This is a genomic window from Ornatilinea apprima, assembly GCF_001306115.1.
Taxonomy (GTDB): domain Bacteria; phylum Chloroflexota; class Anaerolineae; order Anaerolineales; family Anaerolineaceae; genus Ornatilinea; species Ornatilinea apprima.
On record NZ_LGCL01000026.1, the window covers coordinates 65521 to 91540 of the forward strand.

The following is a 26020-nucleotide window of genomic DNA, read 5'->3' on the forward strand; positions in this document are numbered from 1 at the left end:
ACAAACAGGATGTACGACGCATTTGAGAATAAAAGCAAAATTTTCACGCATGTCATCACCAAAGAGCCGGTAGATGTCATTGTTCAGACCACCCAATTCAAAATCATCGGCCAGATTCATGTTCGTCCTGAAGACCGCCTCAAAGATGAACTGGACCAGCCAGAGACATTCTTACCGGTAACCAGCGCCGCCGTCCATTCTCTTGATGGTACCGAGTTGTACCGGACTCACTTTATTGCGGTTAATCGCTCGCAAATTGTTTGGATCATCCCGATCCAGCAGCTGCAGCCTCACGAAAACCCGGAGGAGGAGCATGGAAAGGCCTGATACGTCCAGCCTTAAATCCGTCGATTTATCGAAACTTAAATCTTACCTGATTACCACCATCTCCCGTGAATTAGAGGGCAAATCGGTGCCGGCCCAGCAGAGAAGAGAAATGGTAAATTCCATTCTCCAGCAAGCCTATCAGGCCACAAAACTGCAGCTTCCAGTTGGGCTGCGAGATCAGTTGTTCCGTGATATTCTGGATGACATCGTAGGCTTTGGCCCACTGCAGCCCTTCTTGGATGATCCCGAAATTAGTGAAGTGATGGTAAACGGCCCCCACCAGATATATATTGAGCGCAAAGGCAAGTTAGTCCGCACCCAGGTGATGTTTGAGGATGATAACGCCGTCTTGCGCGTGATCGACCGCATCGTCTCTCCGCTCGGCCGCCATATTGACCGCGACAACCCCACTGTGGACGCGCGCTTGCCAGACGGCTCGCGCGTCAATGCCGTCATTGCTCCAGTCGCGATTGACGGCCCCTCCATTACCATTCGCAAATTTCAAAAAGACAAGCTCACCGTTGACCAGTTGATCGCTTTTGGTTCGCTCACCCCCCAGATGGCTGAATTCATCCGCGCCTGTGTGGTCTCGCGCTTGAATGTCATCATCTCGGGTGGAACTGGTTCGGGTAAAACCACTCTCCTGAACGTTTTATCGGGGTTCATCCCTGAAGAAGAGCGCATTGTAACCATCGAAGACGCCGCCGAACTCAAACTGCAACAAGAGCACGTCGTACGCCTGGAAACCAAACCCGCCGACTCCAGCGGCCATAATGAAGTGCCCATTCGCCACCTGGTGCGTAACGCACTGCGCATGCGCCCCGACCGCATTGTCGTCGGAGAAGTCCGTGGCGGAGAAGCGCTGGATATGCTCCAGGCAATGAATACCGGCCACGACGGTTCGCTGACCACCCTGCACGCCAACAGCCCGCGCGACGCCATCTCACGCCTGGAAACAATGTCTCTCATGTCGGGCATGGATTTGCCGCTCAAAGTCATCCGCCAGCAAATTGCCTCCGCGGTAGACTTGATCGTACAGCAATCGCGCCTGCGCGACGGCAGCCGGAAAGTAACAGCAGTCACAGAAGTCGCGGGAATGGAAGGCGACACTGTGGTCATGAGCGACATCTTCCGCTTTGACCAGACCGGCATCGGCCCGGATGGTGCCATCATCGGCGAATTGAAACCCACCGGAATTCGGCCCATGTTTATTCCGCGCCTGGAGGCGGCTGGTTTCAACCTGCCCGCTACCGTGTTTGGCGCAAATCTGGGCGATATGATCTCTTCGTCACGGCGGCGCTGACATCAAATCAAACTTGCCGCAGTGATGTATAATTTCTACATAATCTGGTTCAATTGAAAACCATGAATGGACGTGTAAACGCAATGGACAAAAAACAACTTCTTCTCCGTCTGCGCCGCAAGAAAATGGGTTTACTGATTGCGGATGCCCGTCAGGCCGCCGGCCGCTCTCTGAATGACTGCGCTCGCGCCATGGGCGTTTCTCAAGACCAGCTCAAAGCCATCGAAACCGGGCAGTGTTCTCCCTCGCTGCCAGAGTTGGAAGCTTTTTCATTCTATCTGAACCTGCCGGTTGAACATTTTTGGGGCAGCCAACCTTATAAGCCGCTCGAAGAATCCAGCAAAGAGGAGACACCGGATCCATCACACGCGGCGCGCAATGAGGAGATCAGCCAATTACTGCGCGCTCGCCGCGAAGAAGCCGGCCTTTCTCTTGAACAATTGAGCCAGCAGACTTTTCTGCCGTTGGAAACATTACAAACCTATGAGGCCGGAGAAGAGCAGATTCCCGTGCCAGAGTTGGAATTCATCGCCCAGGAGATCGGCCTTCGCATGGAAGACCTGATCGACCCCAGCGGCCAGCCGGGTAATTGGCGCGCGCAGATCGGCAGTGCCCGTCCGCTGCTGGAACTGCCGGATGATGTGAAGAAATTCATTTCCCAGCCTACCAACCTGCCCTACATTGAACTGGCTATGCGCCTCAGCAGCCTCTCCAGCGACCGGCTGCGATCCATCGCCGAAGGCATTTTGGAGATCACACTCTGATGAACACTCCCAGCCAGGCACAGCAGCTTGCCGAAGAAGCCCGCGCCGCGTTCCAGGCCGGACGGTATGGCGAAGCCGCGTCTCTCTTTGAGCGCGCCCATTCCCTGTCCGTGCAGGCCGGAGATGCCCTAACCGCCGCAGAAATGGCAAACAATCTCAGCGTTGCCCGCCTGCAGGCTGGGGATGCCGCGGGCGCGCTGGCGGCTGTTCAAGGCACGGATCAGGTCTTTGAGCAAGCCGGAGACACGGTGAAACAGGCCATGGCACTGGGCAATCAGGCTGCCGCCCAAGAAGCATTGGGGCAGCTTGAAACCGCCCTATCCCTGTACCAACAGTCCGCGGATTTGCTCAAACCTCACAAAGACCAGGCAGAAACCCGCGCCTTCGTCTTAAAAAGCATATCCAGCCTGCAGGTACGCACCGGCCGGCAGTTGGAAGCCCTGGCCTCCATGAACGCCGCCCTTGACCAGCAAAAGAAGCTCAGCCTGCGGGAAAAACTGCTGCAAAAGCTTCTGGGTATCCCCTTCAAACAAATAAAGTAAGATGATGGGCAGCGACGACCCCGCCGGTTTTGAAGAAGAAGGCCTTTCAGCCCACCGCCTGCCGCGCTTCTGGAATCCGCGAACCAAGACCTACACGGTTCGCCAGGCCACACCTCTCGACGAGGACGACCTTTCCATCTTACTCAGTGTGGGGTTTTACGTTCACCGCCACTTAGATTGGCGATCTGCCTCCCATTGGCTATCCCACCAGCCCTTTTATGTTCTCGAAGAAGATGGTTTCATCCAGGCAGCGCTTGCCTGCCCGCCCGACCTGCCTGGAATGGCCTGGGTGCGCCTGTATGCCACTAATTCACCCTTTGATGCCCGCCAGGCCTGGGAAGCCCTCTTTCCGCCTGTTTTAGAAGCGCTACAAGCCGAAAAAGGCTTCACGCTTGCAGCGCTGTCTTTGCATGAATGGTTCAGCAGCCTGCTGCTTCACACTGGCTTCCAGCATCACCATAACATCATTGTTCTGGAATGGACTCGCCGCGCACTCCACCCCACTGCCCTTCCGCCGCACGTGAGTATTCAACCGATGACTGAAGAAGACCTTCAAACCGTCTGCGAGGTTGACCACCGCGCCTTTGATCGTCTTTGGCGCATTTCTGCCGATGAAATCGCACACGCATACCTACAATCAGCCTACGCCTCCGTGCTTAAATGCCATTCGCAAATCATCGCCTACCAGATCAGCACCCGCACCGGCAGCCACGCTCACCTGGCACGCCTGGCTGTGCTTCCTGAGTTTCAACACCAGGGCCTGGCAACCCGAATGCTTGAAGACCTGCTTACCGAATTCACCCGCCGGCGCGTGCGTACCATTTCGGTTAACACCCAGCACACCAACCATGCCTCCATCGCGTTATATAAAAAAGCCGGTTTTGTGTTAACCGGCGAATCATTTCCTGTGTATGTGTATCCGACTTAGACCGAAATCCTGCTCACGGCAGGGTAACCCCCAACACTTGCAGCAGCCACACCAGCAGCGGAGCAACCGCCAGCGCGGGCAAGAAATTGCCGGTGCGGATTTTCTTCAATTCCAACAGGCTGCCCATACCAATGCCCAGCAGCAGCACCCCGCCCACCGCGCTCATCTCATTCATCATACTGGTAGAAAAGAAATTCTGCATCTGCGCTGCCAGCAGGGTTATCCCACCTTGGTAGACCAGAATGACCACAAACGAAAAAATGACCCCCACCCCCAGCGAGGAAGCAAACGCCAGCGCGGCAAATCCGTCCAGAATGGCCTTCACTCCCAGCGTGCTGTAATCACCCGTCAGTCCATCCTGAATCGAGCCCAAAATCGCCATAGGGCCAATCACAAATACCAGCGAAGCAGTCAAAAAACCGCGGATAAACCGCGCCTGGCTCTCAGCCGTACGGTCTCGCCCATGCGACAATACGCGCTCCAGCCAGCCGCCCAGGTTTTTAAGCCCTTCCTCAATCTGCCACCATTCACCTAGCAGCGCGCCAATCAACACGCTGATCACCACAATCAGCGTGTTTTCCGATTTGAGGAATAACGAAGCACCGTAAGCCGTGGTGAACAGCCCCAGGCCGGCCACAACCGTCGTCCGAACCCGTTCAGGCAACTGGTCACCAAAAAAGGTGCCCAGAACGCCGCCAACAATGATTGTAATAACGTTTAAGAGGGTTCCCATCTTCTATGATCTTTCTTGCTTTGCAAAAGTTGGGCTGTCTTTGCCAGAAGCAGCCTGGTTTTCAGATAATTCCATCACAAAACACAGAGAGGAAAGGCGGTTCAGGTATTTTAGAATCTCCGGGTTGCGCTGCGTATCTTCCTGAAACAGGGCAACACAGCGACGTTCCGCGCGCCGCACCGTAGTGCGGGCCACATCCAGCGCCGCTCCCGAAGGCGTGTCGCCCGGCACAATAAACTCTCTGGGAATAGAAGTGCTGTTCGTCAACTGGGCGATCATCGCCTCCAGCCATTCAACTTGCTCCGCGGCTACCTTGGGAAAAGCATTGGCGGTTTTTTCTGTCGTCGCGATTTCGCTCATCAGACCATACAAATCACGCTGTACTTTCAAAAGCGTCGCGCGCGATTCTTCTCTCACTGCTATACTGCGCGCCATACCCAACGCGGAATTCGCCTCATCAATACTGCCCAATACTTCCAGGCGTAGATCGCTTTTCGCAATCCGCTCATCGCCCAATAAGCCGGTTTCGCCCCCATCTCCCCGGCGGGTAAAAAATTCGCGCATGGCCTGCCTCCTTCCAAATAAATGATGCCACATATAGAAAACCACCCGTTCTACAGCTCGCGGAAGAAAAATCCCGCAAGCGAACGGGCAGTACTTTTTCGATAGATGGCAAACCGCTATTCAGCCACTGGGGTTGCAGCCCGGCGCGACGCTGGATTAGCCACCAAAAACCACTCGTTGATTAGATTATAGCGGTCGCTGCGCTCAAAGAGTGTACCAATCTGCACACCTTGCACTTTATAATCCACCGCGCTGCTGGCGACTGGATAGAACAGCGGAATAGAGGGAACCTCTTCCTGGAACAACACCTGGAAGTTGTGATACAGCCGTTTGCGTTCTTGAAGGTCGGGGGTGATCCGCGCAGCTTCCAGATATTCACTCGCCAGCCGGTTATCCCATTGGGAATAGTTTTGCCCGCCAGTGGCCTGAGCCTGGTCCCAAAACGGATAAGGGTCCGGGTCAGCGCTGCCCCTCAGGCTCAACTTGACCAAAGCCGCCTCGTAATTGCGGTTTTCCAGACGATCACCGACCAGTTCTTCATACCCCAGAGGCGTCAGGTTGGTTTCCACGCCAATGGCTAACCAATCTTTTTGAATCTGCTCAGCTATGGCGTAATACGGGTCTTCATCCGGGAAAATTAAATCAATTGAAAGGGGAGTGCCTTGCTTCTGGCGCACCACGTTCTCCTCACCGGTGATTGTGTAACCCGCCTCTTTCAGCAGTAAAGTGGCAGTATCCGGCTCGTACTCTCGGGGCGGCAGCGCGTCCGAGTAGGCCCAGGTGTTTGGCATCAATGGAGCATCCACCAACACGCCCTGGCTGCCCATAATCTTATCCACGATCAATTGACGATTGATCCCAGACATCAACGCCTGGCGCACTTCTTTTTCTTGCAAAAACGCCGCTTCAGGGTTATTCAAATTGAGGAAAACCAACATCAAATCCGGCGTATTCCCTGAATACAGCGCCAGATTGGGCTCAGCTAGAACATCGGGCAGAATGTCCGCGGTTACTTCACTGATTCCCTGCACTTCGCCGGCCCGGTAGGCATCCAGCGCACTGGGCGCGTCGGGGTAGAAGCGCACCACAATTTGTTCAATATAGGCAGGTTGGCGGTAATAGGCGCTGTTCATATTCAGCACCACACCGCTGATCTCGCCGTTTTCCACGAGCAAGCGGTCGAACTGATAAGGGCCGCTGCCTACGGGTTGAAGATTGAACGGATCGTCAATCAAATCCGCCATCGTCTTGCCGGCCAGCAGGTGATTGGGAAGCACGCCAAAGGTCAGGTAATCCAAAAAAGGCGCGAATGGCTCTGGCAAGCGGAACTGCAGTGTGGTGTCGCTTAACGCAACCACCTCAATTTCATTCCAGAAGGCCTGAATATCCGCCGGCACGACCGGGTCGCCGTTGCGCAGCAGGTCAACCGTGAACACTACGTCCTGCGCGGTCAGCGGCTGTCCGTCATGCCACTTGATATTCGGATACAGCTCAAAGTTGTAGATGGTGCCGTCTTTGGCATAGCCCCAGGCAGCTGCCAGGTCTGGCTGCGGGTTGCCTGCCGAATCAAACTGGATCAGGCTGCTGTAAATCAGCCGGTTAATGTCGCGATCTACAGGATTATAAAAATCCAACACCGGATTCAACCGCTGCAGCATGCCAACCATCCCCTCGGTATAAATACCGCCCTGTACAGGTTCGGGGACAAACACACTGGCCGGTTCGGGTTGTTCACTCAACAACAGAATGCCAACCACCAGACCGGTCAAGAAAATGATGATCAACTGCCAGCGTAGCTTTTTCATAAGCAAATAGGAAAAGGGCGATCTCCCTCAAGGACGAGTCGCCCAGATATTTGGGTGAATGAGTTGGGATACGATTGGCTCAGAACGATCAGCTGACCACAACCGCCAGAATAGTAAGAATGAAAAACAAACCGCTCAGACCGATGGTGATCCAAAACAAGGTCTTTTCAATCCCGCGCCGTGCGGTAAACACGCTGCTTGAGTCAGCGCCCGTCAGGCCTCCAAGACCCACGCCCTTATTTTGTAAAATCACACTGCCGATCAACGCAATCGAAGTTATAATCAATGCGATATCAAAGAAGTCACTTAAATTCACGCGTTTTTCCTCCTGTCGATGAAAGCAAATCAGATTATACCTGTATCAACCGGAAATCGTCAACCAATCATGCAAGAACTAGTCACCAATTTACACATTCATACTCAATACTCTGACGGCACCGGCACCCCCAGCGAGGTGCTGGAAGCAGCCACCCAGGCTGGCCTGGATGTGGTCATCACCACCGACCACAATGTTTACATCAGCGGCATTGACCGCTACCTGCAAACGGGACAACAGCGAACATTGCTCATCGCCGGTGAGGAGATTCACAACCCCACCCGCGATCCACAAAAAAGCCACCTGCTGGTGATGGGCGTTAACAAAGACCTCAGCCATTTCGCCGAAGATCCGCAGGAGTTAATCAACCAGGTGAAAAAGAACGGCGGTATTTGTTTCCTCGCCCATCCTTACGAAAACGCTCTCGCGCTGTTCAACGAGTCCGATATTTCCTGGGATGATTGGCAGGTAACCGGCTACACCGGCCTGGAACTCTGGAACGGTCTTTCCGAGATCAAGAATGTGATCCACTCACCGTTGAGCGCGCTGTTCTACGCCCTGAACCCACGCCTCATCGCTCACGGCCCCGATCTGCGCACCCTCGCCCGCTGGGACGATTTACTCAAACAAGGCCAGCGCGTTTACGCCGTTGGCGGGGCAGACGCACATGCCCTTAAGATGTCAATGGGGCCGCTCAAACGCACTATCTTCCCCTACGCATTCCATTTTTCTGCCATTAACACCCATATCTTCACCCCCACCGGGCTGACCGGCGACTTGGCGCGCGATAAGCAAATGGTCTTCCAGGCCTTTCGCTCCGGGCACACCTTTGTAGGCTACGACCTGGCCGCCTCCACACGTGGGTTCCGCTTCTCCGCGCAGGGCAAAGACTGCACTGCCTGGATGGGTGATGAAATCAAACTGAACGGCGGGGTTACCTTACAAGCCCGCCTGCCTTTTGCCGCCGACGTGCGCCTGATGGTCAACGGCGCGGCGCTGCGCACCTGGCGCAACACCACCACCGCCACCCTCATTGTGAATGAACCCGGCGCGTACCGCATTGAAGCTTACACCCAGTATCAGGGCAAGATGCGCGGCTGGATCTTCTCCAACCCCATTTTTGTTAAGGCCTGATCAGGCCGGGAAGATGGACATGCCCGTCAATAACGTAACCCGCTTATTAGACTCGCGAAAAATCCCTTACCAGGCGTTTGAGCTGCCCGCCGAAAAACTGGGCGCGCTTGAAACCGCCCGCCAACTGAATGTTCCCCCGGAACAGGTCTTCAAAACCATTGTCATCCTGCGCCCCAAACCGTCCAAACCGCTTCTGGCGATGGTACCCGGTGGATACGAGGTAGACCTGAAGAAAGTAGCCGCCGCGCTGAATGAGAAAAAAGTATCCCTGCCCACCCAGGCCGAAGCGGAAAAGCTCACCGGGCTGCAGGCTGGCGGAATTTCTCCCCTGGCGCTGCTCAATAAAGGCTTTCAGGTGCTGCTCGATTCTTCCGCGTCCAGCTTCCTCGAAATCCACATCTCCGGCGGCCAGCGCGGATTGAACGTCCGCCTGCCGGTTGCCGCGCTGGTCGAACTGACCAAAGCCCGCCAGGCCGACATCTCCATACCCTCGCAAAGCGGTTGATCAGCCCTTAACCACCACCACCGGCCGCAACCGCGCCACCTTTTGGGCAATTCCCGCCCCGCTGACCACCTTAACCACCTCGTCCACATCTTTATAGGCCTGGGGCGCCTCTTCGGCCAGGCCGGCATTGGATCCTGCCTGCACGCGAATGCCACGCTGCAGCAAGTCGCGCCGCAGGTCTTCCCCGCGCACGCTGTGCTTGGCTTTTGTGCGGCTCATCACCCGCCCCGCCCCGTGGCAGCAAGACCCCAGCGAACGCTCCATGCTCGTTTCCGTTCCAGTTAATACCCACGAAGCGGTACCCATGCTGCCGGGAACCAGCACCGGCTGCCCGATGGTGCGGAAGCTGTCGGGCACATCTACTGAGCCAGGACCAAAGGCGCGCGTGGCTCCTTTGCGGTGCACGCACACTCGCGTCTCGCGCCCCTCAATCTGGTGAATCTCTTCTTTGCCCATATTGTGGGCAATATCATACACCTGGAAGAGGTGCCAGTCTTGCACCTTCCCCGCGAACACGCTTTCAAATGCTTTTCTCGCCTGGTGCGCCAGCAGTTGGCGGTTGGCAAAGGCGTAATTAGCCGCGCACCACATCGCCTCGAGGTATTTCTTTCCCTCCGGCGACTCCAGCGGCGCGCAGACCAGCTCCCGGTCTGGCAGGTGAAGGTCGTATCGTCGCGCCACGCTTTGAAAATCCTGCACATAATCGGTGCAAATCTGGTGGCCAAATCCTCGCGACCCGCAGTGGATCAGCAGGCACAGGCAGCCTGGCTCCAAACCCATCAGTTCCGCCGCGCGCGCGTCAAAAATGTCTTCCACCACGTCCACTTCAATAAAGTGATTCCCCGACCCCAGTGTGCCGAGCTGGTCTTTTGCCCGTTCAAACGCCTTGCGGCTCACAGATGCCGGGTTGGCCCCTGCCAGCCGCCCGCCTTCTTCGGTGCGCGCCAGGTCCATTTCGGTGGCAGCCCCACTCTTTTTCGCCCACCGGCTTCCCTGCGCGCACACATCTTCCAGTTCATTCTGCTTCAGCAGCCGCTCGCCGCGCGTGCCCACTCCACTTGGGCAGAAATGGTCCAGCGCCGCGGCCAGCTTATCCAGCAGCGGTCGGGCTTCTTCAAGTTCGATGCGTGAAGCCATCAGACGCACCCCGCAGTTAATGTCGTACCCAATCGCACCGGGAGACACCACCCCGTCTTGATAGCGCATTGCCGCCACCCCGCCAATCGGGAACCCATACCCCTGGTGAACATCGGGCATCACCATCACATGGCCGGTTACGCCGGGCAGAGTTGCCGCGTTCATGGCCTGCTCAACCGAAAGGTCGCCCAGCGCGTCTTCCAGCAAACTGCGGGTCGCAAAAAAGCGCACAGCCGCGCGCATATCGTCTCGAAACCCGGCCGGCAGTTCCCATTCAAAATCAGAAATCTTGCGAAAATCGTTCAGCATTACCATCAAAATACCACTCCTCCCCCCTCACACATCAAACACAACTACCGCTTCAACCCCCTGCTCAGTTACCCTGACTTCTAATCCACTGTAGGTAACCGCCTTGATCTCTTTCGCGCGTTCGGCGATAGGCACTGCCCGGCCAAGCGCGCGGATCACCTTCCCATCGTAGCGAAAAGCCAGGTCTTCGACCATGATTCCGCGGGTATCCTGCCAGTAAATCAACTCCGAGAGAAAACCGACCAGCCAGGATTCTTCATCCTCCCCCGCCACACTTATCTCGACGGCTGTCTGCCCGCTCTGCCCCTCCACTCGTGTCATTTGCAGCGCGTACATCGCCCGCGCTGCCTCGGCTAACAGCAGCGTGAAATCCGGCGCCCAAATCTTCACTGCCCAATCGGCTGTGTGAGCGATTTCAATAAATCCGCAGGGGTTGTCAGAAGTGGTCATTCCGTATCATAATTATACGTATGAAGACACCTCTCGACATCATCGAAAACCGCCTTAAAACATTCATTGAAGCCAGCGCCCAACTATTGCCAGAAAGCCTGCGCAGGCAGTCGTTGGCCGAGCTGCTGGTAACTGCTATGCGCGCTTCGCTGGAAGTATCCGAAAGCGGCGAAATTTCAGCCCCGCCTTTTTACACCATCTTTGTCCACCCCGATTCACTGGCCCATTGGGCCGGAAAATCAGAGGTGTTCGCCATATTGGCCGAGGAGCTGGACGCTGCCGCGGCCGAAAGCGGCATCACCTTTACCCACACCCCGGTCATCCGGATTCTGCCGGACGCGCAGCTTTATGCGGACGCGGCGCGCATTGAGTCCAGCTATTTTCAAGACCGTATCAGCCACACCTCAGCTATTCCCGTCACATCCGACCTGCCGCCTGCCAGAGAGACTATCGATCCTCGCCCCCAAAACGCATTCCTGATCATTGACAACCAGACCATTCCTCTGCGCGACGCGGTGATCAACATCGGCCGCCGGCTCGATAACCATATCATTATTGAAGACCCGCGTGTATCCCGGTCACACGCCCAGCTTCGCGCCGTGCGCGGACATTATGTGATATTTGATCTGAACTCCACCGGCGGAACAACCGTCAACAACCAGCGCATTGATCAGCAAACCCTCAAACCCGGAGATGTGATCTCCCTCGCAGGCGTGCCTTTGATTTATGGAGAGGACCGCGACTCGTTGGTAGATGACACCGGCGAACTTCCCGGGCTGATCGACCCGCACAACCCCAAACAGGAATCAACCTAATGACCGCGATAGTCGTCCTGATTTTACGCATTCTCATGGCAACCGCTTTGTACGGGTTTTTGGTATGGGCCGTTCTCACCCTGTGGCGGGATCTCCAGCAGCAGGCGCGCCAACTATCCGGGGGCGCCATTCCCACACTGGTCTTGAATGCGCCAAACCTGATCCCCCCGCTCACCCATTCGATCAACACCCAAGAAGTGATCATCGGCCGCGATCCCGGATGCGACTTGCTCATTTCAAACGATACAGTTTCCGCTCGTCATGCAAAGTTGAGCTTTCACCATAAACAATGGTGGATTGAAGACTTGCGTTCCACCAACGGCACCTACCTGAATGACGAACCCGTCCAGACCGCGACCGTGATCATCAGCGGCGACGACTTCCGACTGGGCGAGGTTGAGTTCCAGATTAGCATTGAAAATCATTAACCCTGGCACTTTCTACTCCCCCTTTCACTGTTAATAATCTTCCTATATTAATCCAGTTCTGGAATGGGTATAATCAGGCTGAAAAGAACCTACAATGTAGGATAATGGATATGCCAGAATCAATTGACCTGGAAATTGCCCGGCTGCTTAAGTTGAACGCATTTTTTTTGGTTACCGCTGAATCTTGCACCGGCGGGTTGATTGGAGACCGCATTACCAACCTGCCGGGTTCCTCAGATTATTACCTAGGCGGGGTGATCACATATTCCAATGCCGCCAAAACCACTCTTCTAAGCGTGGAAGAAGCCGTATTGCAAGAATTTGGCGCGGTCAGCCAGCCAACTGTGCTGGCAATGGCGCGGGGCGTGCGCCAGTTGTTTGCCTTGCCGGCGCAGGGCCGCCCGCTGATTGGCCTCTCCACCAGCGGCATCGCCGGCCCGGGCGGCGGCACCTTCGAAAAACCAGTTGGCCTGGTCTGGATTGGCCTGAGCACCCCCACCGGCGATCACGCCTGGGAAATTCGCCTCAACGGCTCGCGCATGGAGAATAAAGCCGGCACCGCCCAACAGGCCCTTGAAAAACTGTTGGAATATCTTTCCAAGGATGCTGCCCCGCAGATCTTGCGCGTGCTGACACGCCCGGATGAAAAAAATGAAGAAATTCCTTACCGGCTCATCTGGGCACATCATTGGGAAGACATTCTGGATGTCGGCCGCCGCTGGCGTGATGAGCGGGGAGAACATTGGCTGGTCATCACCTCCCACTCACATACCGCCCGGCTTTCGCGCCTTGCCTCGGGCAGCTGGGAATTTCACCTCATTGCCCCACCCCGCCAGACGGTCTAATTCGCATAGGATGTAGAGAAACATGAATCGCTTATCTTCAAATGATTATCTTCACCAATTACGCGCCGATAACACCCTCAACAACCGCCCGCGGCGAATTTTGCTGCTGACTGCCAACGCTGGTTTTGGTCACCGCAGTGCCGCGATTGCCCTTGAAGAAGCCCTGAAAGAAATTTATGGAAGCCAGGCGCAAGTCTTTATGGTTAACCCGCTGGATGACCGGCGCGCTCCATTGCTGCTGCGCGAATCACAGTCTGATTACGACAAGATTGTGCGCAACATGCCCGAACTGTATCGTCTTGGCTATGAAGCCTCCGATGCCACCATTCCGACAGTGATGGTAGAAAGCGCGCTGACTGTTTTGCTATACGAATTGATGGTTGATATTGTTGACCAGATCAAACCAGACGCGATCATTTCCACCTACCCGCTCTACCAGGCCCCCCTGGCAGCTTACTTCACCATTTCCCGCCATTACATCCCCTGCATGACCGTCGTCACCGACCTGGCAACCGTTCACCGCATCTGGTTCAACGAACATATGGATCACCTGTTTGTGCCCACCGAGACGGTGAAGAAGCTGGCCGTTGAACACGGCATTTCAGAAGATTCCATAACGCTCACCGGCATTCCCGTCCACCCGCGCATCTCCCGCGAGACCCGCAGCAAAGACCAAATCCGCGAAGAACTCGGCTGGCAGAAAGAAATCACCACCCTGCTGGCAGTGGGCAGCAAGCGTGTGGAAGGATTAATGGATGCCCTCACCGTGGTCAATCACTTTGGCTACCCTCTGCAGCTGGCCGTCGTAGCCGGCAAAGATGAAGAGACATACCAGGCCTTAAAAGCAGTGGATTGGCATATTCCCGTGCACCTCTACAATTTTGTGGAGAATATGCCCATGCTCATGCACGCCTCCGATGCCATTATTAGCAAAGCAGGTGGGTTGATCACCACCGAATCCCTGGCGGCCGGCTTGCCAATGATCTTCATCGACCTGATCCCCGGCCAGGAGACCGGCAACGCTGACTATGTTGTCAGTAATAACGCCGGTGATATTACCCGTAAACCTCTGGAAGTTCTTTCCGCGCTGAAGCATCTCACCATGGACGATATGCGTCTGCTCAAAGAGCGCTCGGCCAATGCCCGCCGTCTTGGCAAGCCCTTTGCCGCGTACGAAATCGCCCGCTTGGCCTACCAGGCCGCCGAGCGCGGCCCCATCACCCGCGAACGGAAAATCTTGCAAATCCGTCCGAAGCTGATAGATCTGCTGACCCAAAACCACATTACGATTAAAAAAGACGCAGACACCCAATAAAAAAGAGCGCGAGACTAACACTCGCGCTCACTCAATCACGTTGCAAGTGATTTTACCCCAACCGCTGCCGTTCTTCTTCCACAATACTGGCATCCAGCTTCTTGAACAGCGGTTCCGGCTGGTTCAGGCGCTGACCGGCTTTTAACTGGCTGGGCTTCCAGTCCAGCTTGCCAACCTGCCCGTGATAGCGCAAAACCGTATGCGTGCCCAATTCATCCCCCACCGCTTCCACCGACTGCTCGCCAAACAAGCTGTCTTCATAGCCCAGGAAGCGGTGCAGCTTTTCGCTGGTAAAGGGTAAAAACGGCGCCAGCATTATGGAGAGACTGTCAATCGCCCGCAGCGCAGTGTACACCGATCGGGCAGCCGCCTGCCGGTCCACTTTGATCTGCTTCCAGGGCGCTGAAGTATCCAGATATTTATTGACCTCGCTGGCCAGGCGCATGGCTTCTGCCAGGGCGGCGCGCAGCCGCACGGCTTCCATCTCTTTGGCCACGCTGTCAAATCCCGCTTCCACCTTCTGCAGCAGCTCGCGATCCTCCGCTTGCAATTCTCCCGGTTCGGGAATAACACCCTCCCAGTTTTTGAAGGTAAAAGAAAGCACGCGGTTGGCCAGGTTGCCCCAGGTCGCCACCAGTTCGTCGTTGTTGCGGCTTAAAAATTCTCCCCAAGACCAGTCGCTGTCTTTTGACTCAGGCATGTTCACCGTCAGATAATAGCGCAGCGGGTCTGGGTCGTAACGCGAGAGGAAATCGCGCGCGTACACCGCCCAATTGCGGCTGCCGGATATCTTTTGGCCTTCCAGGTTCATAAATTCGTTGGCCGGAACATCATACGGCAGCACCAGGGGTTTCCGCTCCGCTTTGCCGTTTAGTTCGTCAAATGTTTCACCCACACCCAGCAGCTCCGCCGGCCAGATAATGGCGTGGAATGGAATATTGTCTTTGCCAATGAAGTAATACGAGCGGGTGTTTGGGTCTTGCCACCAATCGCGCCAAGCGTCGGGGTTGCCATTGATCTTCGCCCATTCAATCGCCGCCGAGAGATAGCCAATCACCGCCTCAAACCAAACATACAGGCATTTGCCATCCCAGCCTTCAATCGGCACAGGGATGCCCCATTCCAGATCGCGGGTGATCGGCCGCCCGCGCAGCCCTTCTGACTCGATCTGCCCCAGTGATTGGCGCAACACATTCGGCCGCCAGTAAGATTCGCGTTCTTTCAAAAACTCAGCCACCTGCGGCTGCAGCTTGCTTAGATCCAGGTAATAGTGTTCGGTCTCGCGCAGTTCCGGGGTAGACCCATCAATCTTCGAGCGCGGATTAATCAATTTGGTCCCATCCAGCAGGTTTCCGCATTTGTCGCATTGGTCGCTGCGCGCGTTGTCATATCCGCAAATATAGCAAGTGCCTTCCACATAGCGATCCGGCAAAAAGCGCTGCTGGCTCACCGAATACCACTGCACCTGGCTGTCTTTATACATAAAGCCATTCTTTTCCAGGGCCAGGAAGATTTTCTGCGCCACATCAAAATGATTGGATGTGTGCGTGCTGGTGAACAAATCATACGTCAGCCCGGATTTCTGGAATAGGTCCAAAAAACCTTCGTGAAAGCGCTCGTAAACCGCTTTGGCGGTCGATTTTTCGGCGTCTGCGCGCACGGTAATCGGCGTTCCATGAGAATCCGAACCAGACACCATCAGCACGCGCCGTCCGCGCAGGCGGTTGTAGCGCGCGAAAATATCCGCTGGCAGGTAAGCACCGGTCATATTGCCGACATGAATTTCTGCATTTGCATAAGGCCAGGCAGCCGCAATCAATACCGTTTCAGGCATTCTTCACCTCTGTTTAGAATGATTGTGAAATTTTATCACAGAACACCCATCCCCTTGAAAATCGTTTTCGCGCTGATTACGGCATCATATCAGAATTGTTAGGTTGTTCTCATTGACCTGATCAACACTCATTCGTTATACTTACTCTATTCTTATTGTTGCTTTGACCCTGAGAACAGCGTAGTTTGCGGCAGGGTTCGTCAATCCCCCAGTCCATCTGGTTTTCTTTTTGAAGGTTCGCATGGTTGTAAATTAATGATCAGAAACACAAACCGGAGCGTAGTCTCTCTCTTTTTATCCTGCCTGGTATTCTTCACCCTCATTGCCGCCCCCCCTCCCTCATCCGTGCAGGCGCAAAGCGCCACGCTCCTGATCAGCGATTACCAGTTCCTCACCTCCGAATTTGGCTATACCGGCGCGGAAATGCAAGCCGCCCTCCACAAAGCCAACCATCCCCTTCAAACATATCAGAAAAAGATATTCGATGTAACCTACACCGCCGGTGACTTCATCTCCATCGCTTCTTCCCAGATCAACTTTGCCTTTAACCCGCGTCCTCTGCTGGTTACCCTGCTGGTCGACGATGCCTACCAGCCCCTTTACGCCCCCGACCTGCTGGACTACCTGGAAACCTTTGCCGTGGAGCTATGGTCGGATTACATCGCCTACTCTGCCGGTGACGCCGCCCTGATCTTGCAAAGTGGTGAGCCGGTTTCACTCTCGTTCGAAAATGCCGCTTCGTATGCCATTGCGCGCCACCTGGCAGCCTCCAGCCGCACCGAGAGCGAGCTGCGCGCCAAAATGGACGAATGGCAAACCGTGTTTCAAACCGTGTTCGACACCGATCCCGCCTCCACCCCGCTGACCGCCCAGGATGTCGCCCCGCTCATTCCCTTTATGGGCCCTACCTTAAACCAGCCCAGCGATACCTTCATCAAAATTAATTCCTTCTTTGATCACGACAATCCCACCTATGTGAGCGACGGCAATATCCTCATTTTCAACGGAAAGTGGTATTCCGGCGCCAATTCATCCGGCTGTTTATTGGGTGTGAACTGCTATGCCGGTCACAACGGGCTTGATTACAGCACCGGGGACAATTACCCCATTCTGGCGGTGGCCGATGGCGTGGTGGACCGCTATTACTACAACCCGGCTCCAGAACCGGATGACAACAGCTATATTCACATCAATCACGGCAACGGCTACCGTACCGTCATTTACCACATGGATCCGCCGTATGTGCAACTAGGAGACACGGTAACCAAAGGTCAGGTCATTGGCCTGTCTGGCAATTTGGGGTTCTCCACCGGCCCGCATCTCCATCTCGCCTTGCAGCGCATCAGCGACAGCCGCTATCTTGACCCTTACGGCTGGTGGTCGGAAGGGAATGATCCCTGGAACCAGGGCGGTAATTCCTGGGCCTGGGAAGGCGACCTGATCGCCGACAACCGCGAATTTCAGTCGCAGCAGTTTTACCGCAGCTTTTGGAATACCGATAACGCCGGTTACAATGGCGAATCACAATATACGTTTAGCGTGAAAACCAGCGCCGCCTCGGTCAATTGGGGTGTTTGGGGCACTTACATCCCCGCCGCCGATTCTTACGATGTGTACGCTTACTGGCCGCAGAACGCTGCCAACACCAACAGCGCCCAATATAAAGTCTTTCACGCCGCCGGCTCGTCGCTGGTAACAGTCAACCAGGCCTCAGACGGCAACCGCTGGGTCAAACTGGGCACTTACAATTTCAACCAGGGGCCGGCCGCGGTGATTCTCACCGATCTGGCCAGTGATGAGAACAAGCGCGTCTATTTCGACGCCATCCGCTGGGAATCCACCACCAAACACCCACCAACTGATATCCGCCTTTCCTCCACCAAACTGGATGAAAATTACCCCGCCAACACTGCCTTCGCCATCCTCACCACCGTAGACGCAGACTACAGCAACACCTTCACCTACACCCTGGTCAGCGGCGCGGGCAGCACAGATAATGCCAGCTTTAGCATTGATCAGGACCTGCTTGTTCCCCTGGCATCATTTGATTACGAAACAAAATCGTCTTATGCCATTCGCCTGCGCTCCACCGACAACGAAGGTCTCTACATCGAAAAAGCGTTCACCATCACCATCAACAACAAAAACGATCCTCCCTCCGCCCTCGGTCTTTCGCCCGCCTCCATCGCGGAAAATCAGCCCGCCGGAACGCAAATCGGCATTTTAACCACCGCCGATCAGGACGCCGCTGAATCTCACACCTACACCCTCGTCAGCGGCGATGGCAGCACGGACAACGCCCTGGTTAAAATCAGCGGCAACAAACTGCTGACCAACGCGGTTCTCGATTATGAAACCAAATCCACTCTCGCTGTGCGCGTGCGCACCACCGACAAGGCCGGAGCTTACCTGGAAAAAGCGTTCACCATCAACGTCACAAATCTGAATGAATTTGCTCCCACCAACATTTCGCTTTCCAGCACTGCCATCAATGAAAACCTGGCTGCCGGCACGCTGGTGGGCAATTTAACTGCGTCTGACGCAGACGGGCAGGATGCGCACACCTACGCCCTCGTCAGCGGAACCGGCAGCACCGATAACGCCGCTTTCCGGGTTGAAGGCGCAAAACTGCTCTCGAACCAGGTCTACAATTACGAAGGAAAGAACCAATATTCCATCCGCCTGCGCGTCACCGACAGCGGTGGTCTGACCTTTGAAAAAGCCTTTACCATCACCATCAACAATCGCAACGATCCGCCAACCGCCCTCAATTTATCCAGTAACACGATCCTGGAAAATCTGCCCGGCGGAACCCAAATCGGGGTCTTTTCCGCTGTGGATGAAGACGCCGGTGAGACTTTCACCTATGCTCTCGTCTCCGGCGACGGCAGCCAGGGCAACAGTTCCTTCAGCATACAGGCCAACACACTGCGGAACGCAGTTCCGCTCAATGCTGAAACCCAGGAAACCTACTCCATCCGCGTGCGGGTTACCGACAGCGGCGGCGCGAGTTTTGAGCGTGTGTTTTCCATCCAGGTGCTGGGCGTCAACGAATTCGCTCCCCACGACATCGCCCTCACGCCGCCCTCTGTCAGCGAAAAGCGTCCTGTGGGCACCATGGTGGGGAATTTGACCGTTGCTGATCAAGACGTGCAAGATTCGCATACCTTTGCCCTGGTATCCGGCACCGGCAGCCAGGATAACACCTCCTTCACCTTGCAGGGCAGCACGCTCTTTACCAACGCGTTCTTTGACGCCGACCTAAAAAACAGCTACTCCATTCGCGTGCGGGTAACCGACAGCGGCGGTCTGACCTTTGAAAAAGCCATTATCATCACCATTCTCAACCGTCCTGAGACTTATCTCCCCCTTCACTAATTTTTAGCAGCGCAACCAATTTCAGCGAGAGCCGTGATAAAGCTTATACAGGCTCTCGCTTGATTCATGTTTGGATTATTTATAATGAATTTAAGACTGTTTGATATGGAACAAAATATGAATGCAGAACTCGAAGCCAATAAGACTCCATGGCATACCATGGATATTGAAGAAATTGCGCGTTCCTTGCAAACCAACCTGGAACGTGGTTTGGATACATCGGATATTGAAAACCGCCAGGCGCGTTACGGCTTGAACAAACTCACCAGCCGCCAATCACGCACTCCGCTGATGATCATCTTCGACCAGCTCACCAATCCGCTGGTCCTGCTGCTGATCGGCGCGGCCAGCCTCTCGCTCTTCCTCGGAAAAACTATCGACGCGCTGGCCGTTTTCGCCATTGTTGTTCTTAACGCTGTTCTGGGATTTATCCAGGAATACCGCGCCGAAAACGCCATTGCCGCGTTGCAAAGCCTATCGTCCCCAACGGTGCGCGTGCGCCGCAATGCCAGCATCCTCGAAATCTCCGCTGAGCAGCTCGTACCCGGTGATGTCATCCTGCTGGAAGCCGGCAATACCGTCCCCGCGGACGCGCGCCTGATCGAAGCAGCCAGCCTGCGCGTGCAGGAAGCCGCCCTCACCGGCGAATCGGAAGCGGTAGACAAAGAAGCGGGGATCCTCAACCAGCCAGGCACGCCTCTCGGCGACCGGCGCGGTATGCTCTTTATGGGCACTGCGGTTACCTATGGTCGGGCTGTCGCTCTGGTGGTGGAAACCGGTATGCAAACCGAGCTTGGTCACATCGCCGGGCTGATCTCCAATATTCGCACCGAACCCACCCCGCTGCAAAAAAGAATGGCCCAGTTAGGGAAAACCCTGGCCTTCACCGTATTGGGCATTGTGATATTGGCGTTTGCCATCGGCACGATCCGCGGCGAAGACCCCATCCTGATGTTCCAGACGGCCATCTCTATGGCCGTCGCTGCCGTCCCCGAAGGGCTTCCCGCTGTAGTGACGATTGTTCTGGCGATGGGGGCTCAGCGTATGCTTAAACGCAAAGCCCTCATTCGCAAACTCCCTGCCGTCGAAACGCTCGGCTCGGTTACCGTGATCTGCTCGGATAAGACCGGCACGCTCACTGAAAACCGCATGACCGTAACCGTGTTGGACGTGGCGGGGCACACCCTGGAATTGGAAGAGATCCTCGAAAAAGGACACCCCCTCTTGCTGGCCAGCGAACCGGCCATCACCACCGAGTGGGAATCGCACATCCTTCTATCGGGGGTCGGGGCGCTGGTCAATGATGCCGTTCTGCAAGGCTCCGATCAAACTTGCAGTGATTGCAAAGTTCTCGGTGACCCCACCGAAGCCGCCCTGCTGGTGGCAGCCGCCCGGTTGAACCTGTGGCAGCAAGACCTGCAAAAAATCTTTCCGCGCGTGGGTGAAGTCCCCTTCACCTCTGAACGCCGCCGCATGAGCACTTTGCACCGCCTGCAAGCGCCAGATGCCAGCCAGCCCTTCCATCCTTCGCACAAATTGGTTGGGATCTTTCCTCAACCCGGCTCCGTTGTGGTGATGACCAAAGGCGGCGTGGACGGACTGCTGGACGTTTCGGACCGCGTGTGGGTTAACGGAGAGATTCTGCCGCTCGATGAGATCTGGAAAGGGCGCATCGCCGCCGCCAACGAACAACTGGCTGGCCGCGGGCTGCGCGTATTGGGCATCGCTTACCGCCCGCTGGCAGACGATACCCTGTCCGCCGCCTCTTCTGGCATGGTTGAGGTGTCAGAAGAAGTCGAAAACCAGTTAATCTTTATCGGCATGGTCGGCATGATGGACCCACCCCGCCAGGAAGTGTACCAGGCTGTGCAAACCGCGCGCCAGGCTGGCATCCGCCCGGTAATGATCACCGGCGACCATCCGCTCACCGCCCTGCAGATCGCGCGCATGCTCACCATCGTCGACGCGGATGAAACCCGCGTGCTCACCGGCCAGGAACTGGCCATGTTGGACGAAACAAAGATCAAAGAAGCCGTGCGGGATGTGTCCGTATTTGCCCGTGTCTCACCTGAGCAGAAATTGGTCATTGTAGACGCGCTGCAAAGCCAGGGAGAAATTGTCTCCATGACCGGCGACGGCGTCAACGACGCGCCTGCCCTGCGCAAAGCGGATATCGGCGTAGCAATGGGCATCACCGGTACCGACGTTTCCAAAGAAGCGTCGGCCATGGTCATTCTGGACGACAACTTCGCCAGCATCGTCAGTGCGGTCGAAGAAGGCCGCCAGGTGTACGACAATGTGCGCAAGTTTATCCGCTATACCCTCGGCTCCAACGCCGGTGAGCTGTTGGTAATGTTCGTATCTCCTCTAATCGGACTGCCCACACCGCTCATCCCGCTGCAAATCTTGTGGATGAACCTGGTAACAGATGGCTTCCCCGGCCTGGCACTTACCCTGGAGCCGCCCGAAAAAGACACCATGCGCCGCAAACCTGTTTCGCCGCATGAGAACGTCTTCGCCCGAGGGTTGGGTTGGTACATTCTCCGCATCGGTTTGGTGATGGCAGTGGTTACGCTTGCCTTTGCCTGGTATTTCTGGTCTTCCGGCAACGCGGCATGGGCCAGCATGGTCTTCACCCTGCTCATCTTTGCCCAGGCCTGGCACGCCCTGGCCATGCGCTCTGTCAGCGAATCGCTCTTCCGCATGCCCTTCGCGTCCAACCCCGCCTTATACGCGGCAATTGTGCTCACCTTTGCCCTGCAGATGGCCGCTCTTTACTGGCCGCCTTTGCAACGATTGTTCGGCACTGTCCCGCTGAGCGGCAGCGAAATGCTCATCACGCTGGCCGCCAGCCTGACGATACCCCTCTGGATCGAAATGGAAAAATGGATTCAGCGCCTGCCACTTAAAGCCAAACTCTGACGCTTCGCAAGTTCAACCTGATGTTGGTCAAGAACACAGAGACGGAGTCTGCCTAACGGTGACTCCGTCTTTTTCGCATCATGCCCTTACAAAGAACTATTCATGGTGTTATGATTTACCCACCAATTCACGATAGAGGTAAATCCCTTGTTTCACCGACTCCGCTCTCTGCAAAAAGAGTACCCGGCTCAATATTGGTTGCTATTTTGGGGCTTGCTGGTCAGTTCGGCTGGCATCAGCCTCATATGGCCGTTTCTCACCATCTACCTGCGAGAAAAATTAGATCTGCCGCTCACCACTGTTGCTTCCCTCATCACCCTGTCTTCCGTCGCCACGCTGGTAGCTTCCCTCATCGCCGGTCCGATCATGGACCGCTTTGGGCGCAAGATCATCATGGTCGCCAGTCTCTTCCTCAGCGCGGTAACCTTTGTGTTGATGAGTTTTGCCAGCACGTTGCCCCAGTTTATCATTCTCATGCTCCTGCGCGGCGCATTCACACCCCTCTATTCGGTTGCCGCCGATGCAATGGTTGCCGACCTGATCGAACCGGACAGGCGTGTGGAGGCTTATTCGCTCTTGCGCATCGTCAACAATGTGGGGATAGCCCTGGGACCAGCTGTGGGCGGATTTATCACCAGTTCTTCTTACTCGACAGCCTTCAACCTGGGCGGCGCGTCTCTGCTCATTTTCGCCTTGCTGGTGCTCTTCACCATTCAAGAAACCGCCCCACTGCGCGCGGCAGCCGCTGTCGAATCGACTTTAAGCGGCGGCGGTTACCTGAGCATATTCAAAGACCGCTTTTTTGTGTCCTTCTGTGGCGCGTTTACTTTCTCTGGGATGATGTCTGCCCTCGTCTTTGTGTTGCTTTCTGTCTATGTTAAAGAGAATTTTGGCATTCCAGAGAGCCAGTTCGGCTTTTTAATGACCACCAACGCCCTGGTGGTTGTGCTCTTTCAGTTTGCGGTCTCGCGCATTTCCAACCGCCATCCCCCGCTCAGAGTGCTCGCCACCGGCGCGCTGGTGTACGCGGTCGGCGTGGGCAGCATCGCCTTGGGCCGCGGATTCTTTGCCTTTATGCTCAGCATCATCGTGCTCACCTTTGGCGAGCTGCTCATTGCCCCCACCGCGACCACGCTGGTATCGCAAATTGCCCCCGCCCATTTACGCGGCAGTTATATGGGCGTCTTCTCGCTGACGGTTGGGGTGGCGCGTGGACTTGGTCCCATTTATGGCGGCGTCTTGAATGATAAAATATCCCCCGCAGCCATCTGGTACGGGGGTTTGGTGGTGGGTCTGATCGCGGCGGTCTGGTATTATCGTCTGTATCAAATTCGCCGGAAACAAAAACAAGCCGTTATGGTTTCCGCTCAAACAACTTCCGGCGGCGCCAGTTAATCAACGGGGCGGCCAGTTTTCGCACCCAATATTTGGCATAGATCACGGAGAACCAGCTGCCGCCTTCGCGGCGGTGCACACGCAGCATTTCCGGCCAGCAGCGATCATCCGCTGCCACGGTCTTGGCGTCGCCGTGCAGCCGAAAGTTCGCCCAATGTCGGGGATGATAGACGATGGGTGCTTCACGCGCCAGCCGCACCCACAAGTCATAATCCATGGCGAAGTAGAAAGACGGGTCCAGCGGGCCTACTTTTTTCCACAAATCGTTGCGGAAGAAAGCCGCCTGCTGACCCATATGCACATATCCCTGGCGCAGTTTAGCATAGCTGGTCTGCGCTGAGGGAAAATCGCCAATTACCTGGTCTCGCGCGTCAATAAACTTGACATGCCCGTATACCAGGCCAACTTCCGGGTGGCTTTTCAAATACTCCACCGCCTCACGCACCGCGCCGGGTTCGTAGGTGTCATCCGAGTTCAGCCAGGCGATGATCTCGCCGCGCGCCCGCGCAAAGCCTTTATTGATCGCGTCGGTCTGCCCGCGGTCTTTTTCCGACACCCACCAGGCCAGCCTGTTTTCATACTTCTTGATCACATCCACACTGCCGTCCGTCGAACTGCCGTCCACCACAATATACTCGATCTCTGGGTAATCCTGCTCCAGCACCGAGCGAATGGTTTTCTCCAAAAATGCAACCTGGTTATAAGACGGCGTAATAATTGAAACTAACATTCATACTCTCTTTTACTTTTGACCACGAAGATCATAGATTACGTAATCGCTGCTTTGCTCAAACACCGGGTAATTCGCGTCGAGCAGCTCTTTCACTTCCGGTTGATTATTAAGATCGTCCAGCAGGGTAACAATAAAATAATCTTTTCCGGCAGTTTCTTCCTCAAACAGCTTCTGCACATCAAATTCCACACCGGCAAGCTTGCGGTAATTGAAGTCGCCGGCGGTCATCCAGTTGGTTACCTGCATCCAGCCCCAATATTTCAATGGGTAGCTGTAATTTTGAGACAATGCAACCACAGAAACATTATCTCCCAGTTTTTCACTAAGGCGTGTCCAGAAAACAGCTTCATTGCGAAAATCATCGCGCTTTAAGGCCACGCGGATATCCCAGGCGCTGGTCACCACCGCGAAGAGCAGCACCCCCGCCAGCAGCGGATAGGCCAGCCATTTCTTCGCTTGAATGCCGCGCACCAGGCTGTCCACGCCGCCCGCCAGCCCCAACGCCACCAGCGGAATCAGCGGCAGCTGGTAATAATCGTGTGTGGAAATGTGATAGGCAAACGTCAGCCCGTACACAAAATACCCGCCGAAGGCTGCCAGCAGCAGGCCGCGCGCGGTTCTCTCACGCAGCAGCATGATGCCCAGCAGCGCTAGCAAGAACCACTCAAACCCCACCGTGCTGGCGATCAGCCCTTTCCACTGCAAGTAGAACACCGGGTCCGTCCACAACTGCGGGAAGAAGCGCAGGCTGAACTGCTCGCGCAGCAAACCGGAGATGTACATTCCGTAAATATGGAACATGGCATACGGCACCACGGCTAAAACGCCCATACCCCACACTTTTGGGCTGCGCAGCGCTTTGAGCAGCCCCATGCTCAACACCACCACCACCAAAAACGCGGGGCCGACAAAAAACACCGCCACCGACTTGGTCAAAATTGCCAGCCCGGCTAGCAGCCCGGCGGTGATGCTCCACTTCCAGTTTGGTTCTTTGCTCCAGCGCACCAGCGCCCACAGCGCCAGCACAATCAAGGCCGTCATCAGCGGATCGGGCTGGAAGGAACGGCTGGCAATCCCCGCGTATTTTAGCAGCATATAGTAAGCTGCCGCGAAAATACCGGCTGTGTTCCCCGCCAGCTCTTTCGCCAGCAGGAAGAGGCCAATTCCACCAGCTGTCCAGAATAAAATCGAATAGATCCGCGCGTACCAGACTGCCTCCTGACCGGTTACCCGGTAGGTCTGCGCCGCCAGCCATTCCATAAACGGCGGTTCAATCAGGCCTTCGGCCTTCCACTGCTGAACGGCCATTTCGCGCTTCCACTCGGGAATGCCCTCCAAATTCTGGTAATACATTCCGCGCGCCATCAAAATCGAATGGAACTGCCGCGTGGGGTGAAAATCCATCGGCGGGTCTTGCAAATCATAAAAGCGCACCGCCAGGCCCAGTCCGAATATGAACAACAGGCTTAATGCCAGCAGCCATTTGCGTTTTTCCAGGAATTGATCCAATGAATTCATTCTGCCTCGCTGATGATCAT

At 55.5% G+C, this 26020-nt stretch carries 23 protein-coding genes; 14 read left to right on the forward strand and 9 right to left on the reverse strand.

The annotated features are described in order from the left end of the window. Window positions 1-9 precede the first annotated feature (9 nt). From ADN00_RS11970 to ADN00_RS11990, 5 genes are all read left to right on the forward strand, one after another. On the forward strand, window positions 10-327 hold the full coding sequence (locus ADN00_RS11970) for a DUF6812 domain-containing protein (protein ID WP_075063226.1): 318 nt from the start codon (window positions 10-12) through the stop codon (window positions 325-327). Continuing rightward, a complete protein-coding gene (locus tag ADN00_RS11975) occupies window positions 314-1630 on the forward strand; it encodes a CpaF family protein (protein WP_075063227.1) in 1317 nt (438 codons plus the stop codon). The genes ADN00_RS11970 and ADN00_RS11975 overlap by 14 nt, the downstream gene beginning before the upstream one ends. Before the next feature lie 83 nt (window positions 1631-1713). Further along, complete coding sequence (locus tag ADN00_RS11980) at window positions 1714-2394, forward strand: helix-turn-helix domain-containing protein (protein ID WP_075063228.1); 681 nt, start codon at window positions 1714-1716, stop codon at window positions 2392-2394. Beyond that, on the forward strand, window positions 2394-2936 hold the full coding sequence (locus tag ADN00_RS11985; RefSeq protein ID WP_075063229.1) for a tetratricopeptide repeat protein: 543 nt from the start codon (window positions 2394-2396) through the stop codon (window positions 2934-2936). Before ADN00_RS11980 ends, ADN00_RS11985 begins: the two co-directional genes overlap by 1 nt. A gap of 1 nt (window position 2937) precedes the next feature. Continuing rightward, window positions 2938-3864, forward strand: coding sequence for a GNAT family N-acetyltransferase (locus ADN00_RS11990; RefSeq protein ID WP_075063230.1), 927 nt, complete (start codon window positions 2938-2940; stop codon window positions 3862-3864). A 13-nt stretch (window positions 3865-3877) separates the two neighbouring features. On the opposite strand, the gene ADN00_RS11995 is transcribed toward ADN00_RS11990, so the two are convergent. From ADN00_RS11995 to secG, 4 genes are all read right to left on the reverse strand, one after another. Beyond that, window positions 3878-4597: a DUF554 domain-containing protein gene (locus ADN00_RS11995; RefSeq protein WP_075063231.1), complete on the reverse strand. Its 720-nt coding sequence runs from the start codon at window positions 4595-4597 to the stop codon at window positions 3878-3880. A 3-nt stretch (window positions 4598-4600) separates the two neighbouring features. Next, complete coding sequence (locus ADN00_RS12000; RefSeq protein ID WP_075063232.1) at window positions 4601-5161, reverse strand: cob(I)yrinic acid a,c-diamide adenosyltransferase; 561 nt, start codon at window positions 5159-5161, stop codon at window positions 4601-4603. A 116-nt stretch (window positions 5162-5277) separates the two neighbouring features. Beyond that, window positions 5278-6966: a peptide ABC transporter substrate-binding protein gene (locus ADN00_RS12005; protein WP_075063233.1), complete on the reverse strand. Its 1689-nt coding sequence runs from the start codon at window positions 6964-6966 to the stop codon at window positions 5278-5280. 88 nt (window positions 6967-7054) lie between these two features. Further along, window positions 7055-7282: a preprotein translocase subunit SecG gene (gene secG, locus ADN00_RS12010; protein ID WP_075063234.1), complete on the reverse strand. Its 228-nt coding sequence runs from the start codon at window positions 7280-7282 to the stop codon at window positions 7055-7057. Between the two features lie 69 nt (window positions 7283-7351). Between secG and ADN00_RS12015 the strand changes: the two genes are divergently transcribed. Then, window positions 7352-8416, forward strand: coding sequence for a CehA/McbA family metallohydrolase (locus ADN00_RS12015; protein ID WP_075063235.1), 1065 nt, complete (start codon window positions 7352-7354; stop codon window positions 8414-8416). 19 nt (window positions 8417-8435) lie between these two features. Then, complete coding sequence (locus tag ADN00_RS12020) at window positions 8436-8921, forward strand: aminoacyl-tRNA deacylase (RefSeq protein ID WP_075063236.1); 486 nt, start codon at window positions 8436-8438, stop codon at window positions 8919-8921. On the opposite strand, the gene ADN00_RS12025 is transcribed toward ADN00_RS12020, so the two are convergent. Together ADN00_RS12025 and ADN00_RS12030 are read right to left on the reverse strand one after the other, a co-directional pair. Beyond that, on the reverse strand, window positions 8922-10373 hold the full coding sequence (locus ADN00_RS12025; RefSeq protein ID WP_075063237.1) for an RtcB family protein: 1452 nt from the start codon (window positions 10371-10373) through the stop codon (window positions 8922-8924). A 21-nt stretch (window positions 10374-10394) separates the two neighbouring features. Next, entirely contained in the window at window positions 10395-10817 is a 423-nt protein-coding gene (locus ADN00_RS12030) for an archease (protein ID WP_075063238.1), read from the reverse strand. Window positions 10818-10837: 20 nt separating this feature from the next. Here ADN00_RS12030 and ADN00_RS12035 point away from each other — a divergent pair, with 20 nt between their 5' ends. From ADN00_RS12035 to ADN00_RS12050, 4 genes are all read left to right on the forward strand, one after another. Next, window positions 10838-11632 carry an FHA domain-containing protein gene (locus tag ADN00_RS12035; RefSeq protein ID WP_075063239.1) on the forward strand — a complete coding sequence of 265 codons (795 nt, stop codon included), beginning with the start codon at window positions 10838-10840 and terminating at the stop codon, window positions 11630-11632. Further along, on the forward strand, window positions 11632-12060 hold the full coding sequence (locus ADN00_RS12040; protein ID WP_075063240.1) for an FHA domain-containing protein: 429 nt from the start codon (window positions 11632-11634) through the stop codon (window positions 12058-12060). The genes ADN00_RS12035 and ADN00_RS12040 overlap by 1 nt, the downstream gene beginning before the upstream one ends. 110 nt (window positions 12061-12170) lie before the next feature. After that, window positions 12171-12905: a CinA family protein gene (locus ADN00_RS12045; protein ID WP_075063241.1), complete on the forward strand. Its 735-nt coding sequence runs from the start codon at window positions 12171-12173 to the stop codon at window positions 12903-12905. A gap of 22 nt (window positions 12906-12927) precedes the next feature. Beyond that, a complete protein-coding gene (locus tag ADN00_RS12050) occupies window positions 12928-14220 on the forward strand; it encodes an MGDG synthase family glycosyltransferase (RefSeq protein WP_075063242.1) in 1293 nt (430 codons plus the stop codon). Window positions 14221-14272: 52 nt separating this feature from the next. Here the strand turns inward: ADN00_RS12050 and metG are convergent, their stop codons facing one another. Beyond that, on the reverse strand, window positions 14273-16054 hold the full coding sequence (gene metG, locus ADN00_RS12055) for a methionine--tRNA ligase (RefSeq protein ID WP_075063243.1): 1782 nt from the start codon (window positions 16052-16054) through the stop codon (window positions 14273-14275). Between the two features lie 255 nt (window positions 16055-16309). Between metG and ADN00_RS12060 the strand changes: the two genes are divergently transcribed. The 3 genes from ADN00_RS12060 to ADN00_RS12070 all read left to right on the forward strand — a co-directional run bounded on the left by ADN00_RS12060 (window position 16310) and on the right by ADN00_RS12070 (window position 23749). After that, complete coding sequence (locus tag ADN00_RS12060) at window positions 16310-19432, forward strand: cadherin domain-containing protein (RefSeq protein WP_075063244.1); 3123 nt, start codon at window positions 16310-16312, stop codon at window positions 19430-19432. A 117-nt stretch (window positions 19433-19549) separates the two neighbouring features. After that, the gene (locus ADN00_RS12065; protein WP_075063375.1) at window positions 19550-22354 is read left to right on the forward strand and encodes a cation-translocating P-type ATPase; all 2805 of its coding nucleotides are present in this window, start codon (window positions 19550-19552) and stop codon (window positions 22352-22354) included. Window positions 22355-22501: 147 nt separating this feature from the next. Continuing rightward, window positions 22502-23749, forward strand: coding sequence for an MDR family MFS transporter (locus ADN00_RS12070; RefSeq protein WP_075063245.1), 1248 nt, complete (start codon window positions 22502-22504; stop codon window positions 23747-23749). On the opposite strand, the gene ADN00_RS12075 is transcribed toward ADN00_RS12070, so the two are convergent. Both ADN00_RS12075 and ADN00_RS12080 read right to left on the reverse strand, forming a co-directional pair. After that, the gene (locus tag ADN00_RS12075; protein ID WP_075063246.1) at window positions 23709-24479 is read right to left on the reverse strand and encodes a glycosyltransferase family 2 protein; all 771 of its coding nucleotides are present in this window, start codon (window positions 24477-24479) and stop codon (window positions 23709-23711) included. The two genes, ADN00_RS12070 and ADN00_RS12075, sit on opposite strands and share 41 nt — an antisense overlap. A 12-nt stretch (window positions 24480-24491) precedes the next feature. Then, window positions 24492-26000, reverse strand: a complete 1509-nt coding sequence (locus ADN00_RS12080) for an ArnT family glycosyltransferase (protein ID WP_075063247.1) — start codon at window positions 25998-26000, stop codon at window positions 24492-24494. Window positions 26001-26020: the final 20 nt, after the last annotated feature.

Coding starts and splice junctions, on each gene's coding strand:
- ADN00_RS11970 (WP_075063226.1), top strand. CDS start 10: ATGTACGACGCATTTGAGAATAAAAGCAAAATTTTCACGCATGTCATC.
- ADN00_RS11975 (WP_075063227.1), top strand. CDS start 314: ATGGAAAGGCCTGATACGTCCAGCCTTAAATCCGTCGATTTATCGAAA.
- ADN00_RS11980 (WP_075063228.1), top strand. CDS start 1,714: ATGGACAAAAAACAACTTCTTCTCCGTCTGCGCCGCAAGAAAATGGGT.
- ADN00_RS11985 (WP_075063229.1), top strand. CDS start 2,394: ATGAACACTCCCAGCCAGGCACAGCAGCTTGCCGAAGAAGCCCGCGCC.
- ADN00_RS11990 (WP_075063230.1), top strand. CDS start 2,938: ATGATGGGCAGCGACGACCCCGCCGGTTTTGAAGAAGAAGGCCTTTCA.
- ADN00_RS11995 (WP_075063231.1), bottom strand. CDS start 4,597: ATGGGAACCCTCTTAAACGTTATTACAATCATTGTTGGCGGCGTTCTG.
- ADN00_RS12000 (WP_075063232.1), bottom strand. CDS start 5,161: ATGCGCGAATTTTTTACCCGCCGGGGAGATGGGGGCGAAACCGGCTTA.
- ADN00_RS12005 (WP_075063233.1), bottom strand. CDS start 6,966: ATGAAAAAGCTACGCTGGCAGTTGATCATCATTTTCTTGACCGGTCTG.
- ADN00_RS12015 (WP_075063235.1), top strand. CDS start 7,352: ATGCAAGAACTAGTCACCAATTTACACATTCATACTCAATACTCTGAC.
- ADN00_RS12020 (WP_075063236.1), top strand. CDS start 8,436: ATGCCCGTCAATAACGTAACCCGCTTATTAGACTCGCGAAAAATCCCT.
- ADN00_RS12025 (WP_075063237.1), bottom strand. CDS start 10,373: ATGGTAATGCTGAACGATTTTCGCAAGATTTCTGATTTTGAATGGGAA.
- ADN00_RS12030 (WP_075063238.1), bottom strand. CDS start 10,817: ATGACCACTTCTGACAACCCCTGCGGATTTATTGAAATCGCTCACACA.
- ADN00_RS12035 (WP_075063239.1), top strand. CDS start 10,838: ATGAAGACACCTCTCGACATCATCGAAAACCGCCTTAAAACATTCATT.
- ADN00_RS12040 (WP_075063240.1), top strand. CDS start 11,632: ATGACCGCGATAGTCGTCCTGATTTTACGCATTCTCATGGCAACCGCT.
- ADN00_RS12045 (WP_075063241.1), top strand. CDS start 12,171: ATGCCAGAATCAATTGACCTGGAAATTGCCCGGCTGCTTAAGTTGAAC.
- ADN00_RS12050 (WP_075063242.1), top strand. CDS start 12,928: ATGAATCGCTTATCTTCAAATGATTATCTTCACCAATTACGCGCCGAT.
- metG (WP_075063243.1), bottom strand. CDS start 16,054: ATGCCTGAAACGGTATTGATTGCGGCTGCCTGGCCTTATGCAAATGCA.
- ADN00_RS12060 (WP_075063244.1), top strand. CDS start 16,310: ATGATCAGAAACACAAACCGGAGCGTAGTCTCTCTCTTTTTATCCTGC.
- ADN00_RS12065 (WP_075063375.1), top strand. CDS start 19,550: ATGAATGCAGAACTCGAAGCCAATAAGACTCCATGGCATACCATGGAT.
- ADN00_RS12075 (WP_075063246.1), bottom strand. CDS start 24,479: ATGTTAGTTTCAATTATTACGCCGTCTTATAACCAGGTTGCATTTTTG.
- ADN00_RS12080 (WP_075063247.1), bottom strand. CDS start 26,000: ATGAATTCATTGGATCAATTCCTGGAAAAACGCAAATGGCTGCTGGCA.